Source organism: Halomonas sp. AOP13-D3-9 (assembly GCF_052379125.1).
GTDB lineage: Bacteria > Pseudomonadota > Gammaproteobacteria > Pseudomonadales > Halomonadaceae > Vreelandella.
Map to the genome: position 1 here is coordinate 81,597 of NZ_JBQSYH010000020.1, position 19,460 is coordinate 101,056.

Consider the following 19,460-nt stretch of genomic DNA (forward strand, 5'->3'; position numbering starts at 1 on the left):
CAAGCCGACGAGTGCCAAGATAACGACTCATTATCGAGCAAACGCTGGGAAGATCAATTTTTGCGGGCTAAGTCATTAGTGGCAGAGGGTTTAGAAGAAGCAAGTCCAGTAGGTGTTGGGACTCGCACAATTAACACACCGATCGGCTAGTTAATTAATCCAGCAGAGAAAGCACGCTTTGTGGATTCTGGTTGGCCTGAGCTAGCATCGAGGTACCAGCTTGCTGCAAAATCTGTGTGCGCATCATATTAGATGCCTCTACAGCATAGTCAGCATCCTCAATTCTCGACTTAGCAGCTCCCAAGTTCACTTGCTCCTGGCTCAAGGTGCCAATGGCAGATTCAAAGCGGTTGTTGAGCGCCCCGTACTGAATTCGATAGCCATCAACTTGCCCCATTGCCTGCTCAAGCTTCTGCATCGCTTCTAAGGCCTTCTCGATAGGATCCAGCTCCACCCCTTCAAGCCCCAGTGATTGAGTATCAGAAGGCGTGGGAGCGATCGTGATGGAATCCATTTCCTGATCAACGCCAGCACTGACCACTATATTGCTAGGAGTGCTAACGGGGGTTGATACTGGCTCGGGATCGCCATACTCAATTGGCATGTCATCCCAGGTAGCTCTGGCATTAAATGAACCTTAACCTACAACGAAAACAATCAGGTTTTCGGTGACTTTATCGAAAGTTACTCGCTCCAGCATATTTTCCGATAGATTGCCGTTGTTAAACTCGGTACCGTCATCATCAGCCGATGCCTCATCAAGCCGATCACCGTCGCCGCTATAAGTAATTTTCATGTCGCTATAATCAAGTTCAACAGGCGGCAAGTTTAGGTCATAACTTCCCGCTGCATCTTGTAGCAGGCTAGCATCGTAACTGGCCCCCGGTTCAAATCCATTATCAGACGTAAGTAGTGAAGCATTAAGATCGGTAGCGTCGCGGGACTGCAAAACATGGTCAGGATGAGACCCATCAATAGGCGTTCCTATTAGATGCTTCCCATCTTGCGTGAAGATCTGAATGTCATCATCTAAACCAAAAGAGTCGATCTCCAACGTGACGTTAGTGGCCCCCTCAGGTATGTAAGCCAATGAAACTGTACCAGAGGTAGAACCCTTAAAACCAGGCTCAAGAAGCTCAGTAATATGAGATGTAGTGGTCAACTAATCCCGGACAGTAATTTAAGATTTTCCTCAGCCACAACGGGATGCATGCCACCGTTAAACGAATGAGGGCGCTGCTGGTTGTAGTAACCCATCAGATATCCACTAACGTCTTTCTTGGCCTCAGGTAGATTTCGATATCCCAAAGCCGGTATCCACTCCGATTTCAGGCTCCGGAACAGCCTTTCCATCGGCGAGTTGTCCCAGCAGTTGCCACGTCGGCTCATGCTTTGTTTAATTCGATAGCGCCAAAGTCTTTGGCGGAACTTGCGGCTTGCATACTGACTACCCTGGACGCCCTTCTAAGTGTCAAGTGGCGATTTGCGTCTGATTTATCTCCCGATGGCGGCTGCGCAGCACATAATAGAGCTCCCGGGCAATATAGCGTTTCAGGCATCGGATGGCTTCCAGCTTGGAGTGGCCCTCTCCCACCCGCCGGGCAATGTATGCCTGAGTATCGGCATCCAGGCGTAGCCGCCCGATGGCGATGATATGCAGCGCACTATTGGCGGCGCGATCGCCACTACGGTTGAGCCGGTGCCGCTGCGTCTTACCTGACGAGGCAGGAATAGGACTAACGCCACATAGCGCCGCAAAGCTGGCTTCTGAGCCAAGGCGGTCCGGATTGTCGCCTGCCGTGATCAGTAGCTGTGCGGCCGTCTCGTAGCCTACTGCCGTTCGCGACACCAACTTTGGTGCCAGCTCATCGACGATAGCCTTGATCATGACGTCCAAATCGGCAATCTCGTCGTGCAGTTCCAGGTAGCGGCGCGCGAGGGATTTCAGGGCGATGCGGTAAGCCATCGTGACATCCCGGTACCCGTTCAAATCGGGTCGCCATGCCGCCAGTGTCCGAAGCAGCTGCATTCGCGTCATGTTCCTCAACAGATCGCGCAGTTCCTCTGGCGCCGAGACCACTTGAGTCTGGATCATCTGGAGGGCCACACGGCGAGCCGCGACCGCAGTTTTTCGGCAAACCTTCAGGACACGCAAGGACTCGATCATCCCGTCACGTGTCTTCGGGGTGACAGTGCGAATACCCGCATAGGCCGCATGAGCGGCATTCTCTGCATCGATTGCGTCATCCTTGCCGCGCTTGCGCCGTACGGTCTTATCGGGTGTCGTGACTTCCAAGATAGTGATGCCTGCGCGCTGTAAGTAGCGCAGCAGGCCAGCTCCATAGGTGCCGGTGCATTCAATCCCCACCCGGCTGAGCTCGCCGAAAGAGCGCATCCAGGTCAGCATAGTCTTGTAGCCATGCCGGGTGGTAGGAAAGCTGGCGGTGCCAAGCACACGGTCATGGGCATCCACGACGGCGGCCACATGCAGCTCTTTGTGGGTATCAACACCGCCGATAATGACAGAGCGATCACTGGGTTGCTGACTCATGGTGGATCTCCAAGCTATTGATTCAGGATGGTTTCACCGAGTTCGATAGCCTGGACACGACAGTAATGAGACAGGCTGTCAGGCCCTTCTTGGGTCACATGCTTCGACGAGGCGAAACCTCGCCGCCAGTGCTCCCGGGTCACCGACAGGTCCAGGGAAAGACACACACACTACCCGGGTCGATCGGAATGTGGGTCAGGAGACCCGGGAGCCCTCACGGCACCAGGTCTTCAGAATAGGTCAATTACTATAAGTGCCGAATCAACCCAGAAACACCTGGCACCTTGTAGTCTTACTATCGGAATGGAACATGACGCTCTTTGGCTGACCACGTTGCTCCCAAGCGTGATCCAGCGCTTTCACAACAAGATCTGCATCCGGGCTGGACGACATGGCCCAGCCAACAACACGACGAGCATAAAGATCCAACACAACGGCCAGATAGTTCCAACGCTGGCCACTCCAGATATAAGTGATGTCACCACACCAGACCTGATTGGGCTGGTCTGGTGTAAATTTGCGGTCAAGATGGTTCGCAATATCAGGTCGCTCAACGGTCGCCTGCTTGTAAGCATGAGGGCCCGGCTGCTTACAGATCAACCCCATTTCGCTCATCAAACGCCGCACCTTGAAACGACCAATGGTGACGCCTTCTTCGTTGAGCAAACCCTTGATCGAGCGGCTGCCAGCTGAGCTGCGACTCTTTTTGAAAAGGCGGTTTACCTCAGCTTTTAAGGCCAGACGCTCAACATCCACGCGGTGCCGCCGCTGGCGGTACTCGTAGTAACTGGAGCGGCTAATATCAAACGCGTTACAGACCATTTCAACAGGCATTTGCTCACTCAACTGGTCTATCAGCGCGTACGATTCATGTCGTCCGACATCAAGAGAGCAGTAGCCTTTTTTAGGATGGTTTTTTCCATCTCAAGGCGTTTGCAGCGAGCCTCAAGCTCCTGAATACGCTGCTGTTCTGGGGTTAACGCTTTGCCCTTAGGCGTTACTCCATGACGCTCGTCCGCGAGCTGGTGAACCCAGCGTCGGAGGGCGCTTTCACCGACACCCAACGAGGTACAAGCTTGGGGACAGCTGTACCCTTGATCTAGTACTAGGCTGGCAGCTTCCTGCTTAAATTCAGGCGAAAAAGTACGTCGTTTCTTGGTCATCAGACACCTCGCTTATGGTGGCAATATTACCACCTACGTTGGTGTCCGGTTTTATTGAACCACTACAGACCGTCCAGCACTGAGCTCAGCCAACCTAGGTTTATGGAGAATTTAACACAAAAGAGACACTCGATACCGAGAAGTAGGCCACTACGCGGCTGGGGAGATAAGGCATCCCCACCAGACAGGTCGCGCCACAGCTAAGCCTTTTCAGTAAATGCCCTACACTCCTAGCTTAGCTGAGAGACATCCCATGAAAGGTGTGCGTCGTCATTCAAATTTTAATGCTCGGCATAGGCCTTAACACAAGGTCTTTTCGCCTATTTGACAACAAAAGGCTTATGGCATGATGTTCAAAAATGCCACTATGTTTGATGAAACCAAATGACCAGTAATGATGACAATGTGGTCGATTTGCAAAGTGTGCAGACATTCATTTAGCTAACGGCGCATTCCTCTCGAACAGGCTAAAAAATAGATACCCTCTGCAACAGGGTGCTACGTATAGTATTTGCCAGAGTTTAAGAGGCCTAAAAAATTGCCGATATATTTATATAACGGCATTGAGCAGGGAGCGACCGCGCATGAAAGGCATCATTTTGGCAGGAGGAAGCGGTTCTCGCCTTTACCCCATTACGATGGGTGTTTCAAAGCAATTGCTGCCTATATACGATAAGCCGATGATCTATTACCCGCTCTCAGCTCTTATGCTAGGGGGCATAGGCGATGTATTGATTATCACCACACCTAGTGATCAAGCGAGCTTTCAGAGCCTACTCGGAGATGGCAGCCGCTTTGGTATTAACCTCAGCTATGCAGTACAGCCCACCCCAGACGGATTAGCACAGGCATTTATCATTGGAGCAACGTTTATCGGTGGCGACAATGTCTGCCTCGTGCTCGGCGACAACATCTTCTATGGTCAAGGTTTTACGCCCAAGCTTCGTCAAGCGGCGGATCGAAGTAGTGGAGCAACTGTGTTTGGCTACCAAGTAAAAGACCCTGAACGTTTCGGAGTCGTGGAATTTGATTCCAGAAAACGTGCCATCAGTATCGAAGAAAAGCCTATAAAACCTCGCTCTAACTACGCTGTTACGGGCCTATATTTCTATGATAATGATGTCATCGACATTGCTAGGAAGGTGAAGCCATCTAAGCGTGGCGAGCTTGAAATTACCAGTATTAACCAAGCATACCTGGAACGGGGCGACCTACATGTCGAGATCCTTGGCCGGGGCTTTGCCTGGCTGGATACAGGCACCCATGAAAGCTTACTTGAGGCCGCCCAGTTCGTAGAAACCATCGAGAAACGCCAAGGCTATAAGATCGCCTGCCTTGAAGAGATTGCTTTTAACCAGGGTTGGCTAAGCGCTTCACATATGGAGATGCAAGGCAAATATCTTAGCAAAAGCAGCTATGGTCAATATTTGCTCTCCCTAACCAAGGAGGTTGCTACATGAGCCTAATACAATGGGTTGACTTTCAAAGCCTTGGAGACCATAGAGGCCAATTGGTTGCGCTAGAGATAGGGTATGAACAAGCGGTACCTTTTGATATCAAGCGTGTCTACTACATATACCATACGGCCCCTGGTGTAAGCCGAGGGTTTCATGCACATAAAAAACTAAAACAAGTGGCAATCTGTATTTCAGGAAGCTGTCGCATGGTATTAGACGATGGCAAAGTACGGGAATCAGTGGAAATGAACGCTCCTACCCGAGGGCTGCTGATTGACAGCTTGATGTGGCGGGAAATGCACGATTTTAGCAATGACTGCGTGCTTATTGTTCTGGCCAGCGAACACTATGATGAAACCGACTATATCCGCGACTATAACGAATTCATAAGGATAAGCCATGATGCCAACCATACACCCACTGGCTGATGTAGCCAGCAAAGACATTGGCCAAGGAACGCGTATCTGGCAATACAGCATTGTGTTTGAGGGTGCAAAAATTGGCGCTGACTGCAATATCTGTGCTCACACACTCATCGAAGGAGATGTCATAATTGGCACCAGCGTTACGATAAAATCCGGTGTCTATCTGTGGGATGGCACACGCATCGAAGATCGAGTATTTATCGGCCCAAATGCCACCTTTAGTAACGATTCTTTTCCTCGCTCTAAAGTCTATCATAAAGCTTTTAAAGGGATTACGGTCAAGCAAGGGGCTAGCATCGGCGCCAATGCAACCCTGCTCCCAGGCATTACTATTGGCACTAATTCCATGGTGGGAGCAGGTGCAGTAGTCACTCAGGATGTACCTGAAAATGCCGTGGTTGTGGGAAACCCAGCAAAAGTCATCAGGTATATCGAACAATGATTCCTTTCCTTGACCTCAGTTCTATAAATGCCACTTATCGCGATGAACTTATTGCAGCCTGTACAGATGTAATTAACTCAGGTTGGTATATCAATGGCCAACAGCTAAATTCATTTGAGCAAGAATTCGCCGCATATTGCGGAAGCAAATATTGCATTGGTGTAGCAAATGGTTTAGACGCTTTAACCCTAACTCTTCGTGCTTGGAAAGAACAGGGCAGGCTTAAAGAAGGTGATGAAGTAATTGTTCCTGCGAATACATATATTGCAAGCGTATTAGCCATTACAGAGAATAAGCTAACTCCCATATTGGTAGAGCCGAGTGAAGTCACCTACAATCTTTGCCCAAGAAATACTGAATTAGCGATCACCCAAAAAACACGAGCCATTTTACCCGTTCATCTTTATGGTCAGTTAGCGGACATGCCAGCTATTATGGAGATAGCAGAACGTCATCAGCTATTGGTATTAGAAGACTCTGCTCAAGCGCATGGAGCCAGTTTAAATGGCCGTAAAGCAGGCAACTGGGGGGATGCTGCTGGCTTCAGTTTTTACCCTGGCAAAAATCTTGGAGCCTTAGGCGATGCCGGTGCTATTACTACTGATGATGAAGAGCTGGCAAACCTTTTACGCGCACTTGGAAACTACGGCTCACATACAAAATATCAAAATGCATATCAAGGTGTAAACAGCAGGCTAGATGAAATCCAGGCGGCTATGCTACGAGTGAAGTTACGCTATTTAAACGATGAAATCGCGGCCAGACGAGAAATCGCACATGCGTACCTTACTGGCATTAAAAACCCTCTCATACGTTTGCCAGAAATTAATAGAGAAACAGCGATTACCGACAGCTCACATGTCTGGCATTTATTTGTGATTCGAAATACTCAACGCGAAGCACTACAGAACTACCTACTCAAAAATGATATCCAAACTTTAATACACTACCCAATACCCGTTCACAAGCAACAGGCCTACAGACATTGGAGTAACTCTTCACTCCCCCTTACTGAGAGCATACACAATGAAGTCATTAGCCTTCCAATAAGCCCTGTTACTAAGCACAGTGACATAGAAAAAATTATAAAAATTTGCAATTTACTCGACCAGGAAACGCATGCCTAACTGCCATATTGACAGATCGAGCTTTCCTTAATGCCTAAACTTATCATTTTAGGAGCAGGTGCTCCTCACCATGGAAAACTTCCCGCGGCTCTACGCGAAGCCCGCTCAGGAACGTCCATATTACAGTGGCAACTGGATGCCTCTAGTGTCGATGTCAAAGATGCTTTATTTGTCGCCGGCTATAAATCCGATTCTATCAAAGCACGATATCCAGACTTGCCAGTAGTCGTCAACGAAAACTGGGAAAGCACTGGTAGTGCAGCATCGCTACTTACTGCGCCATTTGGCCACAATGAACCATTACTAGTCTGCTATAGCGATGTTCTCTTCCGCTCTTCCATTCCTGAGGCGCTTGCAAACTGCGAGGCAGATATTGCTATTGCATGGGACAGCGTTTGGAAAAACCGCTATGTAGGCCGTAACGCCGGTGATCTGGTGCATCGCGAGCATGTCATTGCCAGTAAGGGATACTTAACTCGTCTCGGCGAGAATCTACCTGTCGACTGGGCAAATGGCGAATTCATTGGCCTTGTTCGCTTTTCACCAGCAGCACTAAAATATATAGCTACATCTAAAGAACAGACACCTGAAAGCCTACGCACACGTCATTTATCCGAATATATTGAGTATCTTCGCGCTAATGGCCTCAGTATTGCAGGCGTTGACGTAGCCGGGGACTGGGCCGAGTACAATGCACCTCAAGATATCGCTCGGTTTATCCTAGGCACCAAGGCCGAAACCCTTAGCCGCCTACGGGGCATGATGGGCCACGCTGTTATTCAGGATCAAGAAGCTTTCTCTGTGCAAGAGTGGCGGGCTAATCCCAAGCTGGTGATACAAAATATAGTCGATCACTTCGGCGAACGGCCATTGGCAGTACGCTCAAGCGCACGCGGCGAAGACTCCTTTGATGCTTCTAATGCAGGCGGCTATGATAGCGTCCTCAATGTCTTTGCTGGTTCCGGGCTTAAAGCTGCAATCCAGAAGGTAATCACCTCCTACGGTAAGTCCGATAGCAGCGATCAAGTGCTAGTGCAACCGATGGTGAGTAATGTCCGAGTCAGTGGCGTGGCTTTCACCCGTACACTTGGGCATGGTGCGCCGTGGTATGTTATAAACTATGAAACCAATGGTAATACCGAAGCCATTACTAGTGGTGCCAGTGCCGACCACCGAACACTACTGCTCCGACGCCAGACTGCAGATACGGCCACATTGCCAGAGCCTCAATTAGCAGGCCTAATTAAAGCCCTGCGCGAGATCGAAGCCTTGCTCGAGTACGACGCTCTCGATATCGAATTTGCGATTGATATAGCAGAAACAGTGCACATTCTTCAGGTTCGTCCTATTGCAGTAGAACGAACAGACAGCAACCTAGATGATAAAACCTGCGACCATGTTTTGCAGCAAGCCAAGGTGCGATGGCAAGCTCTTTCAGCCCTCTCCCCCCATCTACCAGGAAAGGCCGCTCCTCTATATGGTGTCATGCCCGATTGGAATCCAGCCGAAATCATAGGCACTGCCCCTAGCGCGTTGGCCAAAAGCCTTTACCGTTACCTAGTACTGGATGAGATATGGGCCACTCAACGGGCTGAATACGGCTATCGCGATGTTCGCCCTGCTCCGCTACTTGTGGAGTTTGCCGGACACCCCTACATCGATGTGCGGGCCAGCTTTGCATCTTTTATACCGGCGAATGTACCGGAATCGTTAGCAGGCCGCTTACTTGACTTCACCACCAACTGGCTTCGCCAACACCCAGAGCTTCATGACAAAATAGAGTTTGATGTCGTACCGACTTGCTTAGGCCCAAACTTCAATCGATGGGAACAACGGTTACTCCAGGAAGGGAAGTTCAAGCCGAAGGAGGTCGAAATATTAAAACGTGGGCTTAGCACCATTACAGGCAATGCCTTTTACCGCTGTCAAAGCGACCTAGATCTAATTGAACAGTTGGAGAAGCGCTTTGAAACTCTTCAGGCAAACACAGCCTTAGCACCACTGGAGCGTGCCAGACTGCTGTTGGATGACTGCCGACGCTTGGGGACACTTCCATTCGCGCACTTAGCACGCAGTGGCTTCATAGCAGTTACGCTTCTGAAAGAAGCCGAAGCCAACGGTGCTATCAGTCGTGCTGCCCGAGAAAGTTTTCTTTCCTCTTTACGTACCGTGAGCCACCAGCTCACTGAAGACGCTCGCGCGACGGCCGTTGGTGATATGGCCTGGGAAGTCTTTAGTGATCGTTATGGGCACTTACGACCAGGTACCTATGATATTACCTCTCCACGCTACGATACAGATCCAGAGCGTTATTTACGCCCACTGGTAGAGCATTCTCAGTCAACTCATCATCCACCGCAACACACCGATGCCTGGCAACAAGAGAGAGGGGCTTTCTTTTGTGAAATCAAGCGTATTGGCTTGCCTAGCGGCCCAGATGTGGTAGAGGGGTTCTTGCGCCAAGCAATTGAAGGCCGAGAATACGCCAAGTTTGCTTTCTCACGTAACCTCTCGGCCGCACTGGAAGCCTTCGCCCATGCAGGAGAAGAAATGGGACTTAGCCGGGAGCAGCTAGCCAATCTGCCATTAGAAGCATTACTCAATCTACGCACAACTTCGTTAAGCCTAGAGGACTCGGCTGAGCATCTACGCCAACAGGCCGATCAAGCATTCCAAAACCGCTGCATCGCTGCTGCCTGTGAAATGCCACCTGTTCTCACGAGTATTGCCGAGCTTGATGCCTTCATATTGGGTGCTGATCAACCCAACTTTATCGGCTCCACAAGCGTAACTGCAAGCTGCCTCGATTTAAGTCAGAAATGTATGAAGCATGCAACTAATATCGCAGGCTATATCGTACTAATCCCGCAAGCAGACCCTGGTTATGATTGGCTGTTTGGCCAAGATATTGCGGGCTTAATTACCCTTTACGGTGGGGCAAATTCCCACATGGCGATTCGTGCGGCGGAGTTTAGTATCCCGGCGGCCATTGGTATCGGCGAAAAACGCTACCGTGAGTTGTTAAAGGCACGAGTAGTCGAGCTTTCGCCAGCCAATGGCATGCTGAAGGTGATTCAATGAAACGCGTTGCAATTTCCCAACGCAGAGACACTGTTCAGAATTATAACGAGATTCGTGACTGTTTAGATATACGCTTTGCAAAACTGCTCTGGGAGTGGGGGTTTTTGCCCCTCCCGCTAGCTAGTGGCATCTCTAACCCTAACGATTATCTTCGCGCAATAAGCCCAGATGCAATCGTGCTCACAGGTGGTAACGATATTGGTAGAGCCCCTGAGCGGGATGCTTTGGAAACAGCAGCGCTTGATTACGCTCTCTGCTACCAATTACCAGTGCTCGGCATTTGCCGAGGCCTGCAAATGCTCAATCACTACCAGGGAGGGCAGTTACGCTCTATATCCGGGCACGTTGCGATACGACATACGATTAGCGGGCCACTTACACAAAATTCTCCAAGGACAGTGAATAGCTACCACAAACATGCTGTTTACCCCGATACACTAGGCAACAACTTACGCGCCCTAGCTTGGGTAGAAGATGGCAGCATTGAAGCACTCTGCCATACCACCTTACCGTGGGTTGCCATCATGTGGCACCCAGAACGAGACTCTCCACTTAACGCCGCTGACAAAGTGCTTATTACCAATCTTTTAACAGAAGGACGTCTACCGTGATAGCTATTATCCTTGCTGCTGGCCAGGGAACCCGACTGCGTCCACTTACAGATCACAAGCCTAAATGCTTGGTAGAACTTGAGGGCAAATCACTTTTAGAGCACCAGCTCATCACACTGAGAGAGCTTGGGATAAATAATATTCACATCGTAGCAGGCTATTGTGCCGAACAGCTCAATCGGGCAGACATCACTCACCATTTCAATCCAAACTATGCAAGCACCAATATGGTTAGCACGTTATTTGCAGCTGAGTCTGCAATGAGCGGTGAAGACGATCTAATCATTAGCTATGGCGATATCGTTTATGAACCCAAAGTGCTACAGACACTACTTCTTTGCGACGCCCCTATCTGTTTAGCCGTGGATATAGAGTGGAGGCGTTACTGGGCTGCCCGCATGGATAATCCATTGACCGATGCTGAAACCCTCAAAATGGTTGATGGCAACCGAATTACAGAGCTAGGTAAAAAGCCACTCTCATATAATGATATCCACGGACAATACACTGGTCTGATCAAAATCAGAGCGGATTACGTTACCCAACTATCAAAAACCTGGTGTAGCATGGATCAACATTCCCGTTACGATGGTAAAGACTTTGCCAATATGTATATGACAAGCTTTTTACAACACTTAATTGACAGTGGATGGGAAGCCCGCGCAGCCTTGATCGAAAATGGCTGGGCTGAAGTGGACTGCCAAGAAGATCTGCAAGTGGCTACGCGGTTTTGGCAACCGCGTAGCTAAACGAAAAATGTAGAACTATAAAAGAGGCTCCTTCGAAAGTCCTTGCTATTATATTATGCGAAAACATGCGATTGTCCTCGCACCATAAGAATAGAAACCGTTTTAAGAAGCGGATGGATAACATAATAGGTCTCCCCCTCTTTCTGCTCTTGCACTTGGCCGTCAGGCAATTGCTTATGAGTATAATAGTGAGTCAACACTCGAACCATAGCATCAGAGCGAATTACACCATCATAATAGTAATCAATTTCCATATCAGAAGGTGGTAAGGGATAAAGCTCACGGAAGAAGATTTTCCCAGTATCAATACCAGGTGACAGTAAAATAGCAGAAACACCAGCTTTACCGGATATCATGAAACTGTAATAGGTGGTTGTGCTGCCTCGAAATTCAGGCAACCACCCAGCGTGCATATGAAGGAAAGGGCCGGCAGCGCTTAAAACATCTCCATGTACAATTTCTCCGCCAAAGCCGGAAAATATTACAAGCTCAGGGCTAAATACCTTTAGAGTTTCAATGACTACTTGGCTATTAACACTCCCTGTATCCAGCACTTCGATGCTTGCTGAGAGCTTCTGGCAAGTATCTTCCAGCGAAACCCGCAAATCAGGGATAAAAACATCACCAAAGGCATCCAAAACAGGAGGTGCAAGCCTTTGTTCAGCTTGTCCCCATTTCTTCTGTGATGAAGATGTCAACACTAGAATATTTCCTACACGAAACCCATAGGCCAATAAGGATTGTGCATAAGCACGTGAGCGCATTGTGTCCGCAAGTAATAATGTCACATTACCAAGCACTTTACAAGAATAATCCTTTACCTGGGCACAGGATAGGTCTGAGTTACATTGCTTAGCAGTTTCATCAACCTTACTGCACAAATGCGATATAAACTGTCTCTCAAGACCAGCCACATACCCAACCCGCTGCCTCTGCGCCGTAGTCAAATCATCTTTCACAGAATATAACGTGTCCAGGCATTTTATTAGTGCATTAAGCGCGGGCAATTTATCTAATTCACTATACGCAGCCACCAGCACTTCAGCTAATCTAACGTAGAGAGAAAGGTCTCTATACGTTCCGTATGGTTTAGCTCGACCTTCATAAAGTTTATAACTTACATGTAATCGCTTAGACACTTCAAAGCGCTGTATAATCCAATTCAGCCAATAGTGAAAACTATCCGTCTGGCGCTTCTCATTTCGAAACAATTGATAACTGAGAGCTTCAAGAAGATCGGAGGTCTTTACTTCATTACCAACTGGATAAGGCATTTTGATACAAGGCATTGAAACATAATCAAGATCAACTCCACTGATTAATACATCCCTTGCCATCTCCCAAGCCACAAAAAATTGCATTCCTTGATAGGGCGCATATGTGTAGCTATGGCGATTCTCCAAATTATCACCTTCATCATAAGGATAACGCACAGAATCCAATTCATTCCCCTTTATAAAAATAGAAAAAATAGAAAACCTCATTGACCATATTTCTACTGCTTGGCTATTTATTCAACAATGAGTGCCAGAACAATGAGTCCTGGCACTTTAATCTCCATCACCTTCAACTAAACAAAGAACCTTTCAAGTCGTCAATTATATTCTTACTTGGGGAGTCAAATTTCTCGCCATCCAAATTATCATACAAGAAAAGCTTTCTTTCTTCTTTTCCTACATCCTCATTATTTAAAATAGATTCAACAAATTTTGTGACATCTTCCTCAACTACTCCATGGTGAGATGCATTAAAAGCATTTATGCCAAATGGAGTCAGAAAATCTACTAACTCTACATCTTTATTAATAACAAACATAACAGGCTTATCTAGCACTAGATACTCTGCAAGGAAAGATACTGAGTCATGGACTAAAGCATCTGAAGCCCGAAAAAGTTCTTGGTAATCTCCTTCCTCTAGCTGTGTATGCTCTGAGCACGCCCAATAGGAGTAATAATTTTCAGTCATCTCCTTCCCCCAGCTTGCTTCTTGGTACAACTTTTCTTTTAGCAATGGATGGGGTTTAAAAGCCCATTGCACTTGATCTTTGTAATGATCAGCAAGCTTCATCATAAAGCCTGAGAGTTTCTCAAAATTAGAAAAAGGCAAAGCTTCATCTTTACTACCGACAGTATGGTGTGGTGCCCAAATGATTTTCTTTTTTACTGTTTTTTGTTTTTTCCAAGCATGAACATCACTACCAGATGCAAGCAGATTTTCTACCAAAGGATAACCAGTCACCACAACATTGCTTCCTTGATTGTCAGCATATTGGCGACTAATTTTTAAACTCTCTTCATGTGGAGCATAAATTTTCCATGCTGAGTTATGGAATACTCTATTATAATCCAGCTCATACTCTTTATTAAACCTAGCAACCTGGTATGTATAGGGCACATAACAAGCCAGAAATCTAGAAAATGCTTTATCATAATATTCAGGATGAGTAAGGCCATGTGGATTTGTGAAAAACAGCAAGTCTGGCTTTAAACTATCCAGGCTTCTCCACTGCTTTTTATTTTTCATCCAAGAGGAAAAAACCTTATACCCCTTATCTTTAAAATAAGCATATGTTTCGTTAATTTCAGAAAAAGTCAGGGCATCGTTTTTCTTATTAAGATCGGGACACACTAAAACAATGGGGTCAAAAATTGGATCACTTAGCATCTTCTGAAAGACAGCATCTACTTTCCACACACTTCTATGAATAACAAGAAAAACCACACGCAATTTTTCTTTACCTTTCAGTCGTTCTATTTCAGCTGCATGCATATCTTTAATTTTTTGAAGCTGAAAATCCGTCACTACCTCTTTTGTTTTTTGAAAACTTTCACCCTCCCCAATTGACTCACCATTATCTCGAACAGTTTTTTTATTAAGTATCTCATACGCTTTATATATACATTCGCGCCACTCATCTTTAATCTTTTCTTTACCAAAAATCTTGTGAATATACTCTTTTTGCATGCTAGCTAGCTTGCGGGAGTTTTCTTCAAAGAAATCATTAGAACCTATAAAATCGCTGTCAAAGTAGATAACCTCTTTCTCTAATTTTTCATAATATGGAGAGTAGTCCGAAACGCACAACGCGTTAGACCCCATCATATCTATCGCCCTGCCAGTCAGAACATCAGAGTAGCTAGGTGTCAAATTTATATTATATTTTGAGTTGTGGAGAAAAATTATAGCTTCTTTATATTCCATTTTTGGCCAAAAAATACAATTTTTCTTTTCTTTAAAAGACCAGCCAGATTCTTCACCACCTATTACATGAACAGGAATACCATGCTTTTTAAAAGCACATGCAATTCTCCCTAACTCTTGGTTTCTATAAAAATTCCTATAAAATTTATCGACGAGATCGTAGTACAACAAGCTTAAATCACTGACATAAAGTTCAGAGGCATGAAGAGAGAAAAATGGATTCCTCTCTCGACCATTTATCATTTCTAGTATAAGAGCTTTATCATTTTCTGTAAGACGGTTATCTGATAGTACCTTGCTTTCTAGGCTAGCTTTATCTTTAGGAATATTATCATATAGCTTGCCAAGAAAAACGGCTCGAGTCTGCTTTTCTTCAAATGGGACACTGTCCACTTCCGGTGATTTAGAAGGGATATTTATCTTATGAACTTTTTTCGATATAGATACAGCTTCAAACTCGTCAAGCAAATCAGCAGAAGTGGATCCCATAATAATTTCTTGGGGAGCTTTTTTACATCTTTGAAGCATGAAGTCCGCATAAGCGTGATCATCAACAACAGCAAAAGGAACGACATTAAAAATGTCAAAAACATTTGTATCCTGCTGTATATATGGTGGGCTCTTCATGGTTAAGTTATAGAAAGAGTGCCCCGTAAATATCATGGTATTTTTATCAGCCAGCGCTATCTCATTAATTATTTCATTTGAACCATTAATTACTTTTATTTCGGACTCGGTATTTTCTAGTGCTAATTTCACTCCCCTTCCGGCCAGCTCAACACCATAAATCAGAGGATAGTCTAAATACACCAACCTATTAATCAAGCATTTCTTATTATCAACAGCACTCTTAGCCGTTTTTTCATCATTAACTTCATGACTTAAATAACCAGAAACCATTGGATTAATTGCACAATCTAAAGCAGATAAAACATAAGCAGACTCAGCTTGCTTCTTCCTCTTATTTCTAGCATGTTTTTCACCACGATAATAATCGTGACGTAAAATACAGCCCGGAATATAAATATGCTTGGACTGATCACTTCCATTAGAAATCAATCGTACGTATAGCTCTGCTCCTCCATGCCCAAATAAGATATAATCCCCCCATCCTCGCACCTTGAAGAACAAATCCCGTCTATAAGAGCAATTACCTTCAAGGCAATTGAGTGTCACTAAAGCCTTATCACCTAAGTGATAATGACTAGGGGGCGTTTCATTTGGATTTTTGGGTAAATAACTTCCTCTGACCGAATCCAGCGTATACTGCTTATGTATATCAGCATGAGCGGAAAGCATCCCCTTTTCAGGTAAGCCATCATCATCTACAAAAATTAAAATACCGCCATTTGCAAATACAGAACCAATATTGCGAGCTAGGTACGCGCCTGAATTACCTATAAGTTCAATATATACCTCAACAAGAGATGCCAGACCACGAGCATCATTACTCTTATCCCCGTTATTAACGAAAATAATTTCCCCATCAACGCCACACTGACGCCTCAACTCAACGATATTTTCGTAAGTTTCTTTTTTATACTTATTGCATATAACGATCACCGTAAACTCTTTACTCTGCGAAGGTAGCCTATCATCTTGAATACTCTCTAACCAAAATGAGTATAAAGCAGCTTTACCTTTCCAGCCGCTAGCTTCAAGCCTTTCTTCTAATAAATCTACATTTTTACTGTCAAAAACTTTAGCTTGGCTATTAAGCAAGGCATTAGTAAGTATGTAAAAAATAGCTATGCTACCTTTCTTTTTCGAGAACTCACTATATATTTTTTCTATTGCCTTCTGCACAAAAGACTTATCATTAACCCAACGTAGTTTTTCAGCAAGCTCTACCACTTTAGCGGCATAACCTTGGGTTAATTCAAAAATAGCCAAGTGATTGAGCACTTCCGAAAGCTGTTTTTTCAAAAGCTCTAGATCAATGTGTCGTTTTGACTCAAGCTGTGGCGTGTTCTCGGCTGCAGGTATAAAAGTAGACGTTACTGATACATCTGTTTGCTTGAGCTGAGCAGCTTGAAAATCTTTATTACCCCTATTTTGCGTTACTAGCGGGGTTGGAGCCTTTGGCAATAACCCTTGGCCTTCAAGGAATTCTAGTGCTTTTTCCTGATTAACATCTGCCATTAAATCAAACGCCATATCATGAGCTGCGAAACCTGCACTCAAAATAAAGGCAAGCTTGGTCTTATTTTCATCACTCAAAGCCGCCATACGTTCATGGCTAGGGAGGAACAGGGCATCCCCGCTTTCCTGCTCGGTGGCATAGGGGTTACGCGCGTTCAGCTTTTCAGGCAAATGGCTGTAGTGCCTAATATTATGAAAGCGGTAGAAACGAAAGCCATTGTGACTGGCCCAATGCTGTAACTCGGCAAGGCTGGGCTGATGTTCATGGGTAAGCTGAAAAGCGACGCGCGCCTGAATCAGCAACGTGTCAGTAAGTGATTTTTTCCCATTTTCCAGAACAGCCATAGCATCACTTAATTCGTCAAGAATTAGCCAGTCAAGACTGTCCAGGCCTTCAATGCTATCCAAAGCTATAGAATTAATGGGTAGCTCAGCTAAAAGCTTAGCCCCCAGATGGTGCCGTTTAGGCAGTTTCTCGGCCGAAAGAGGTGTCAACGTGCTGGTCAATTCTGGAGCCACACATGCGTGTAGCGTTATCGCGCCTCCACTCCCTAGCAAGGCATGTTGAAAAAGCTGAATATATTCACTGCCTTCATATTTCTTGGCATTCTTTACTTCGCTGGCCGGATCAAACGCTACAATTCCAAATGCTTTTGTTTCAGCCATTTGGTCAGCAAGACCCTTTCTTATTAAGCTGGCACGATTATCGAGTACGACAACTTTACCTTTTAACTGCCAAGTAAAATCATCCGTTAGATACAAACGCGGCGCTTGTAATTCATCACCAAACTTGGCTAAAGGCTTAGCGCTTACTAACTGCTGAAAAGAGTTATCAACCTTAAAGTCAGGTTTAGTTGCATGGTAGATTAAATTCTGCCGGTGCCGCTTTTTCTGGGCAATGGCAAAATCTTTGTTACCTGCGCGTAAATTGATTAACGGTGTTAGAGCATTAACCAGACGTTCTGTGGAACGCTCAAGACTGTGCTTTTCTTTCCCTACTTGCCAAGCGCGATCTACATACTCCTGATAAAGATCCTGACCATCGAACAAACGGATGACTGCATTTAGTAGAGGCTGAAGCTCTTCGTCGCTTAGTAAATGTTGGTAAGGCTCTTCATAGCAAGCCACTGGGAAGTCAAAAGCAATACCGGCGTTACCAATCATTTCGGGCATACCACCGCGATTTGTAATGAGCGCCGGAATACCGTTGAGCATCGCTTCTGCTAGCATGCGCCCAGAACTTTCCCACCATAGGCTTGGCGCTACCACCAAACGAGCGCGGCTGTAAGGGCCGCGCATATCATTGGTGTTAGGAGTCACCACAACATTGCTTAAAGCGCTACGCTGCCCCCCCATCTGCCGGGTGGTTTCCCGCAGCACGGCTGGCCAATCAGCACGTGCTTCTACCACCTCAAGTTCAATATCTGGCCTTTCGCGCTCCAGTTTTTCCGCCAGCTGCACAAATATGCTGGCACCTTTTTGCCAGCTGGGGTTAACAAACAGCAGGCGCTTACGCTCATGATTTTCGGCAATAAAGTTCTCCGGAGCGATAAACTTACCCACCGGCTTGGCGGCAAACCCTACTTCTTTTCGGTACATATCCGCCGTGGCCTGGCTATCTGAAAGAATCAAGTCTACATCCCGGCACCAACGTGGCGACTTGTAACTTCCATTGGCCAAGTAGAATGCAACTGGTATACCTCGATCCCGCGCCTCGTCCGCAATTAGCATATCCATAGTTAAGCCACCGTAGAACCACACTACATCTGGCTTAAAGGAGTCCAGCATATACAGATACTGCCCGTACCAAAGTCCCTCTTCATGCGTTGTAAAATGATTACGATTGTGGCTGTAGCTAACAACCAGCTGGTGCGTCAGCGGGCCATCTTCGGCTTCAATCAGTTGATGTAGATGAGCATTCAGGTCTGGGAATTGCTCTTGAAGTCGCCCCATTCCCTTAAGGTCATCAAAAACAGTTGCCCCCAACACCTGAACCTCATAGCCACGTGCTACCAGTTGCAGTAGCATTTGACGTACCGTCATGCTGGCACCGCTGGAGGTATCCAGCAGGCAGTAAGGGTTAGCCCATAATAGGCGGGGCTTGCGTTTTTGAGTTGCAGATGAAGAAGAGGTTTTGACCATGAAGCGGCTCACACAGAAAAATGACAATTTACCTAGCTTACCGTGATTGCGCGGTGACCAAAGGCGCGAATGCGCAGGTATTTAAGTAGATGTTCTCGCAATCAGCCTCGCCCAGGAGTTGGAGCAAATAAAAACGGGGCCGATTGGCCCCGTCGTTATTTCCTAGTTCAGCATTACGAGCTAGGGTATTAGCCCAGTAGAGACAGTACAGACTGCGGCGTCTGGTTGGCCTGGGCCAACATGGATGTACCTGCCTGCTGAAGAATGTTGGCACGGGTCATGTTCGAGACTTCCACCGCGTAGTCTGCATCTTCAATACGTGAACGTGCTTCCGACAGATTTGTCTTCGTGGTGGCTAGGTTATCGATG

Annotated in this window: 13 protein-coding genes and 2 pseudogenes; 7 read left to right on the forward strand and 8 right to left on the reverse strand. The window is 46.4% G+C overall.

Features of this window, described 5'->3' with window-relative positions; all coding sequences use genetic code 11:
• Positions 1-154 precede the first annotated feature (154 nt).
• From ACT3UM_RS20105 to ACT3UM_RS20125, 5 genes and pseudogenes are all read right to left on the reverse strand, one after another.
• A complete protein-coding gene (locus tag ACT3UM_RS20105) occupies positions 155-604 on the reverse strand; it encodes a flagellin (RefSeq protein ID WP_498901828.1) in 450 nt (149 codons plus the stop codon).
• A gap of 33 nt (positions 605-637) precedes the next feature.
• Positions 638-1,162: a hypothetical protein gene (locus ACT3UM_RS20110; RefSeq protein ID WP_498901829.1), complete on the reverse strand. Its 525-nt coding sequence runs from the start codon at positions 1,160-1,162 to the stop codon at positions 638-640.
• Positions 1,159-1,455 (reverse strand): annotated as a pseudogene (locus ACT3UM_RS20115) (integrase core domain-containing protein); the annotation flags it as partial. The pseudogene ACT3UM_RS20115 and the gene ACT3UM_RS20110, both read right to left, overlap by 4 nt.
• A gap of 16 nt (positions 1,456-1,471) precedes the next feature.
• Positions 1,472-2,551: an IS110 family RNA-guided transposase gene (locus ACT3UM_RS20120; RefSeq protein WP_498901831.1), complete on the reverse strand. Its 1,080-nt coding sequence runs from the start codon at positions 2,549-2,551 to the stop codon at positions 1,472-1,474.
• Positions 2,552-2,848: 297 nt separating this feature from the next.
• Positions 2,849-3,714, reverse strand: a pseudogene (locus ACT3UM_RS20125) (IS3 family transposase); the annotation flags it as partial.
• Positions 3,715-4,298: 584 nt separating this feature from the next.
• Here ACT3UM_RS20125 and rfbA point away from each other — a divergent pair.
• Genes rfbA through ACT3UM_RS20160 form a run of 7 tightly spaced genes read left to right on the forward strand, consistent with a single transcriptional unit; the run spans position 4,299 to position 11,606 of the window.
• Positions 4,299-5,174 carry a glucose-1-phosphate thymidylyltransferase RfbA gene (gene rfbA / locus ACT3UM_RS20130; RefSeq protein WP_498901833.1) on the forward strand — a complete coding sequence of 292 codons (876 nt, stop codon included), beginning with the start codon at positions 4,299-4,301 and terminating at the stop codon, positions 5,172-5,174.
• Positions 5,171-5,599 carry a sugar 3,4-ketoisomerase gene (locus ACT3UM_RS20135; protein WP_498901835.1) on the forward strand — a complete coding sequence of 143 codons (429 nt, stop codon included), beginning with the start codon at positions 5,171-5,173 and terminating at the stop codon, positions 5,597-5,599. The genes rfbA and ACT3UM_RS20135 overlap by 4 nt, the downstream gene beginning before the upstream one ends.
• Entirely contained in the window at positions 5,571-6,038 is a 468-nt protein-coding gene (locus tag ACT3UM_RS20140; protein ID WP_498901837.1) for an acyltransferase, read from the forward strand. The genes ACT3UM_RS20135 and ACT3UM_RS20140 overlap by 29 nt, the downstream gene beginning before the upstream one ends.
• Positions 6,035-7,165, forward strand: a complete 1,131-nt coding sequence (locus ACT3UM_RS20145) for a DegT/DnrJ/EryC1/StrS family aminotransferase (RefSeq protein WP_498901839.1) — start codon at positions 6,035-6,037, stop codon at positions 7,163-7,165. Before ACT3UM_RS20140 ends, ACT3UM_RS20145 begins: the two co-directional genes overlap by 4 nt.
• A gap of 30 nt (positions 7,166-7,195) precedes the next feature.
• Positions 7,196-10,246 carry a PEP/pyruvate-binding domain-containing protein gene (locus tag ACT3UM_RS20150; protein ID WP_498901841.1) on the forward strand — a complete coding sequence of 1,017 codons (3,051 nt, stop codon included), beginning with the start codon at positions 7,196-7,198 and terminating at the stop codon, positions 10,244-10,246.
• Complete coding sequence (locus tag ACT3UM_RS20155; RefSeq protein ID WP_498901843.1) at positions 10,243-10,857, forward strand: gamma-glutamyl-gamma-aminobutyrate hydrolase family protein; 615 nt, start codon at positions 10,243-10,245, stop codon at positions 10,855-10,857. The genes ACT3UM_RS20150 and ACT3UM_RS20155 overlap by 4 nt, the downstream gene beginning before the upstream one ends.
• Positions 10,854-11,606 (forward strand): phosphocholine cytidylyltransferase family protein, encoded by a 753-nt coding sequence (locus tag ACT3UM_RS20160; RefSeq protein ID WP_498901845.1) that lies wholly within the window; start codon positions 10,854-10,856, stop codon positions 11,604-11,606. Before ACT3UM_RS20155 ends, ACT3UM_RS20160 begins: the two co-directional genes overlap by 4 nt.
• 53 nt (positions 11,607-11,659) lie before the next feature.
• On the opposite strand, the gene ACT3UM_RS20165 is transcribed toward ACT3UM_RS20160, so the two are convergent.
• The 3 genes from ACT3UM_RS20165 to ACT3UM_RS20175 form a co-directional block, all read right to left on the reverse strand.
• A complete protein-coding gene (locus ACT3UM_RS20165) occupies positions 11,660-13,090 on the reverse strand; it encodes a formyltransferase family protein (protein WP_498901847.1) in 1,431 nt (476 codons plus the stop codon).
• An 82-nt stretch (positions 13,091-13,172) separates the two neighbouring features.
• Positions 13,173-19,091, reverse strand: coding sequence for a glycosyltransferase (locus ACT3UM_RS20170; RefSeq protein ID WP_498901849.1), 5,919 nt, complete (start codon positions 19,089-19,091; stop codon positions 13,173-13,175).
• Positions 19,092-19,279: 188 nt separating this feature from the next.
• The coding region (locus ACT3UM_RS20175) for a flagellin (RefSeq protein WP_498901851.1) at positions 19,280-19,460 on the reverse strand (181 nt) is incomplete at its 5' end.

Coding starts and splice junctions, on each gene's coding strand:
- ACT3UM_RS20120 (WP_498901831.1), bottom strand. CDS start 2,551: ATGAGTCAGCAACCCAGTGATCGCTCTGTCATTATCGGCGGTGTTGAT.
- rfbA (WP_498901833.1), top strand. CDS start 4,299: ATGAAAGGCATCATTTTGGCAGGAGGAAGCGGTTCTCGCCTTTACCCC.
- ACT3UM_RS20145 (WP_498901839.1), top strand. CDS start 6,035: ATGATTCCTTTCCTTGACCTCAGTTCTATAAATGCCACTTATCGCGAT.
- ACT3UM_RS20140 (WP_498901837.1), top strand. CDS start 5,571: ATGATGCCAACCATACACCCACTGGCTGATGTAGCCAGCAAAGACATT.
- ACT3UM_RS20105 (WP_498901828.1), bottom strand. CDS start 604: ATGCCAATTGAGTATGGCGATCCCGAGCCAGTATCAACCCCCGTTAGC.
- ACT3UM_RS20135 (WP_498901835.1), top strand. CDS start 5,171: ATGAGCCTAATACAATGGGTTGACTTTCAAAGCCTTGGAGACCATAGA.
- ACT3UM_RS20170 (WP_498901849.1), bottom strand. CDS start 19,091: ATGGTCAAAACCTCTTCTTCATCTGCAACTCAAAAACGCAAGCCCCGC.
- ACT3UM_RS20150 (WP_498901841.1), top strand. CDS start 7,196: ATGCCTAAACTTATCATTTTAGGAGCAGGTGCTCCTCACCATGGAAAA.
- ACT3UM_RS20165 (WP_498901847.1), bottom strand. CDS start 13,090: ATGAGGTTTTCTATTTTTTCTATTTTTATAAAGGGGAATGAATTGGAT.
- ACT3UM_RS20155 (WP_498901843.1), top strand. CDS start 10,243: ATGAAACGCGTTGCAATTTCCCAACGCAGAGACACTGTTCAGAATTAT.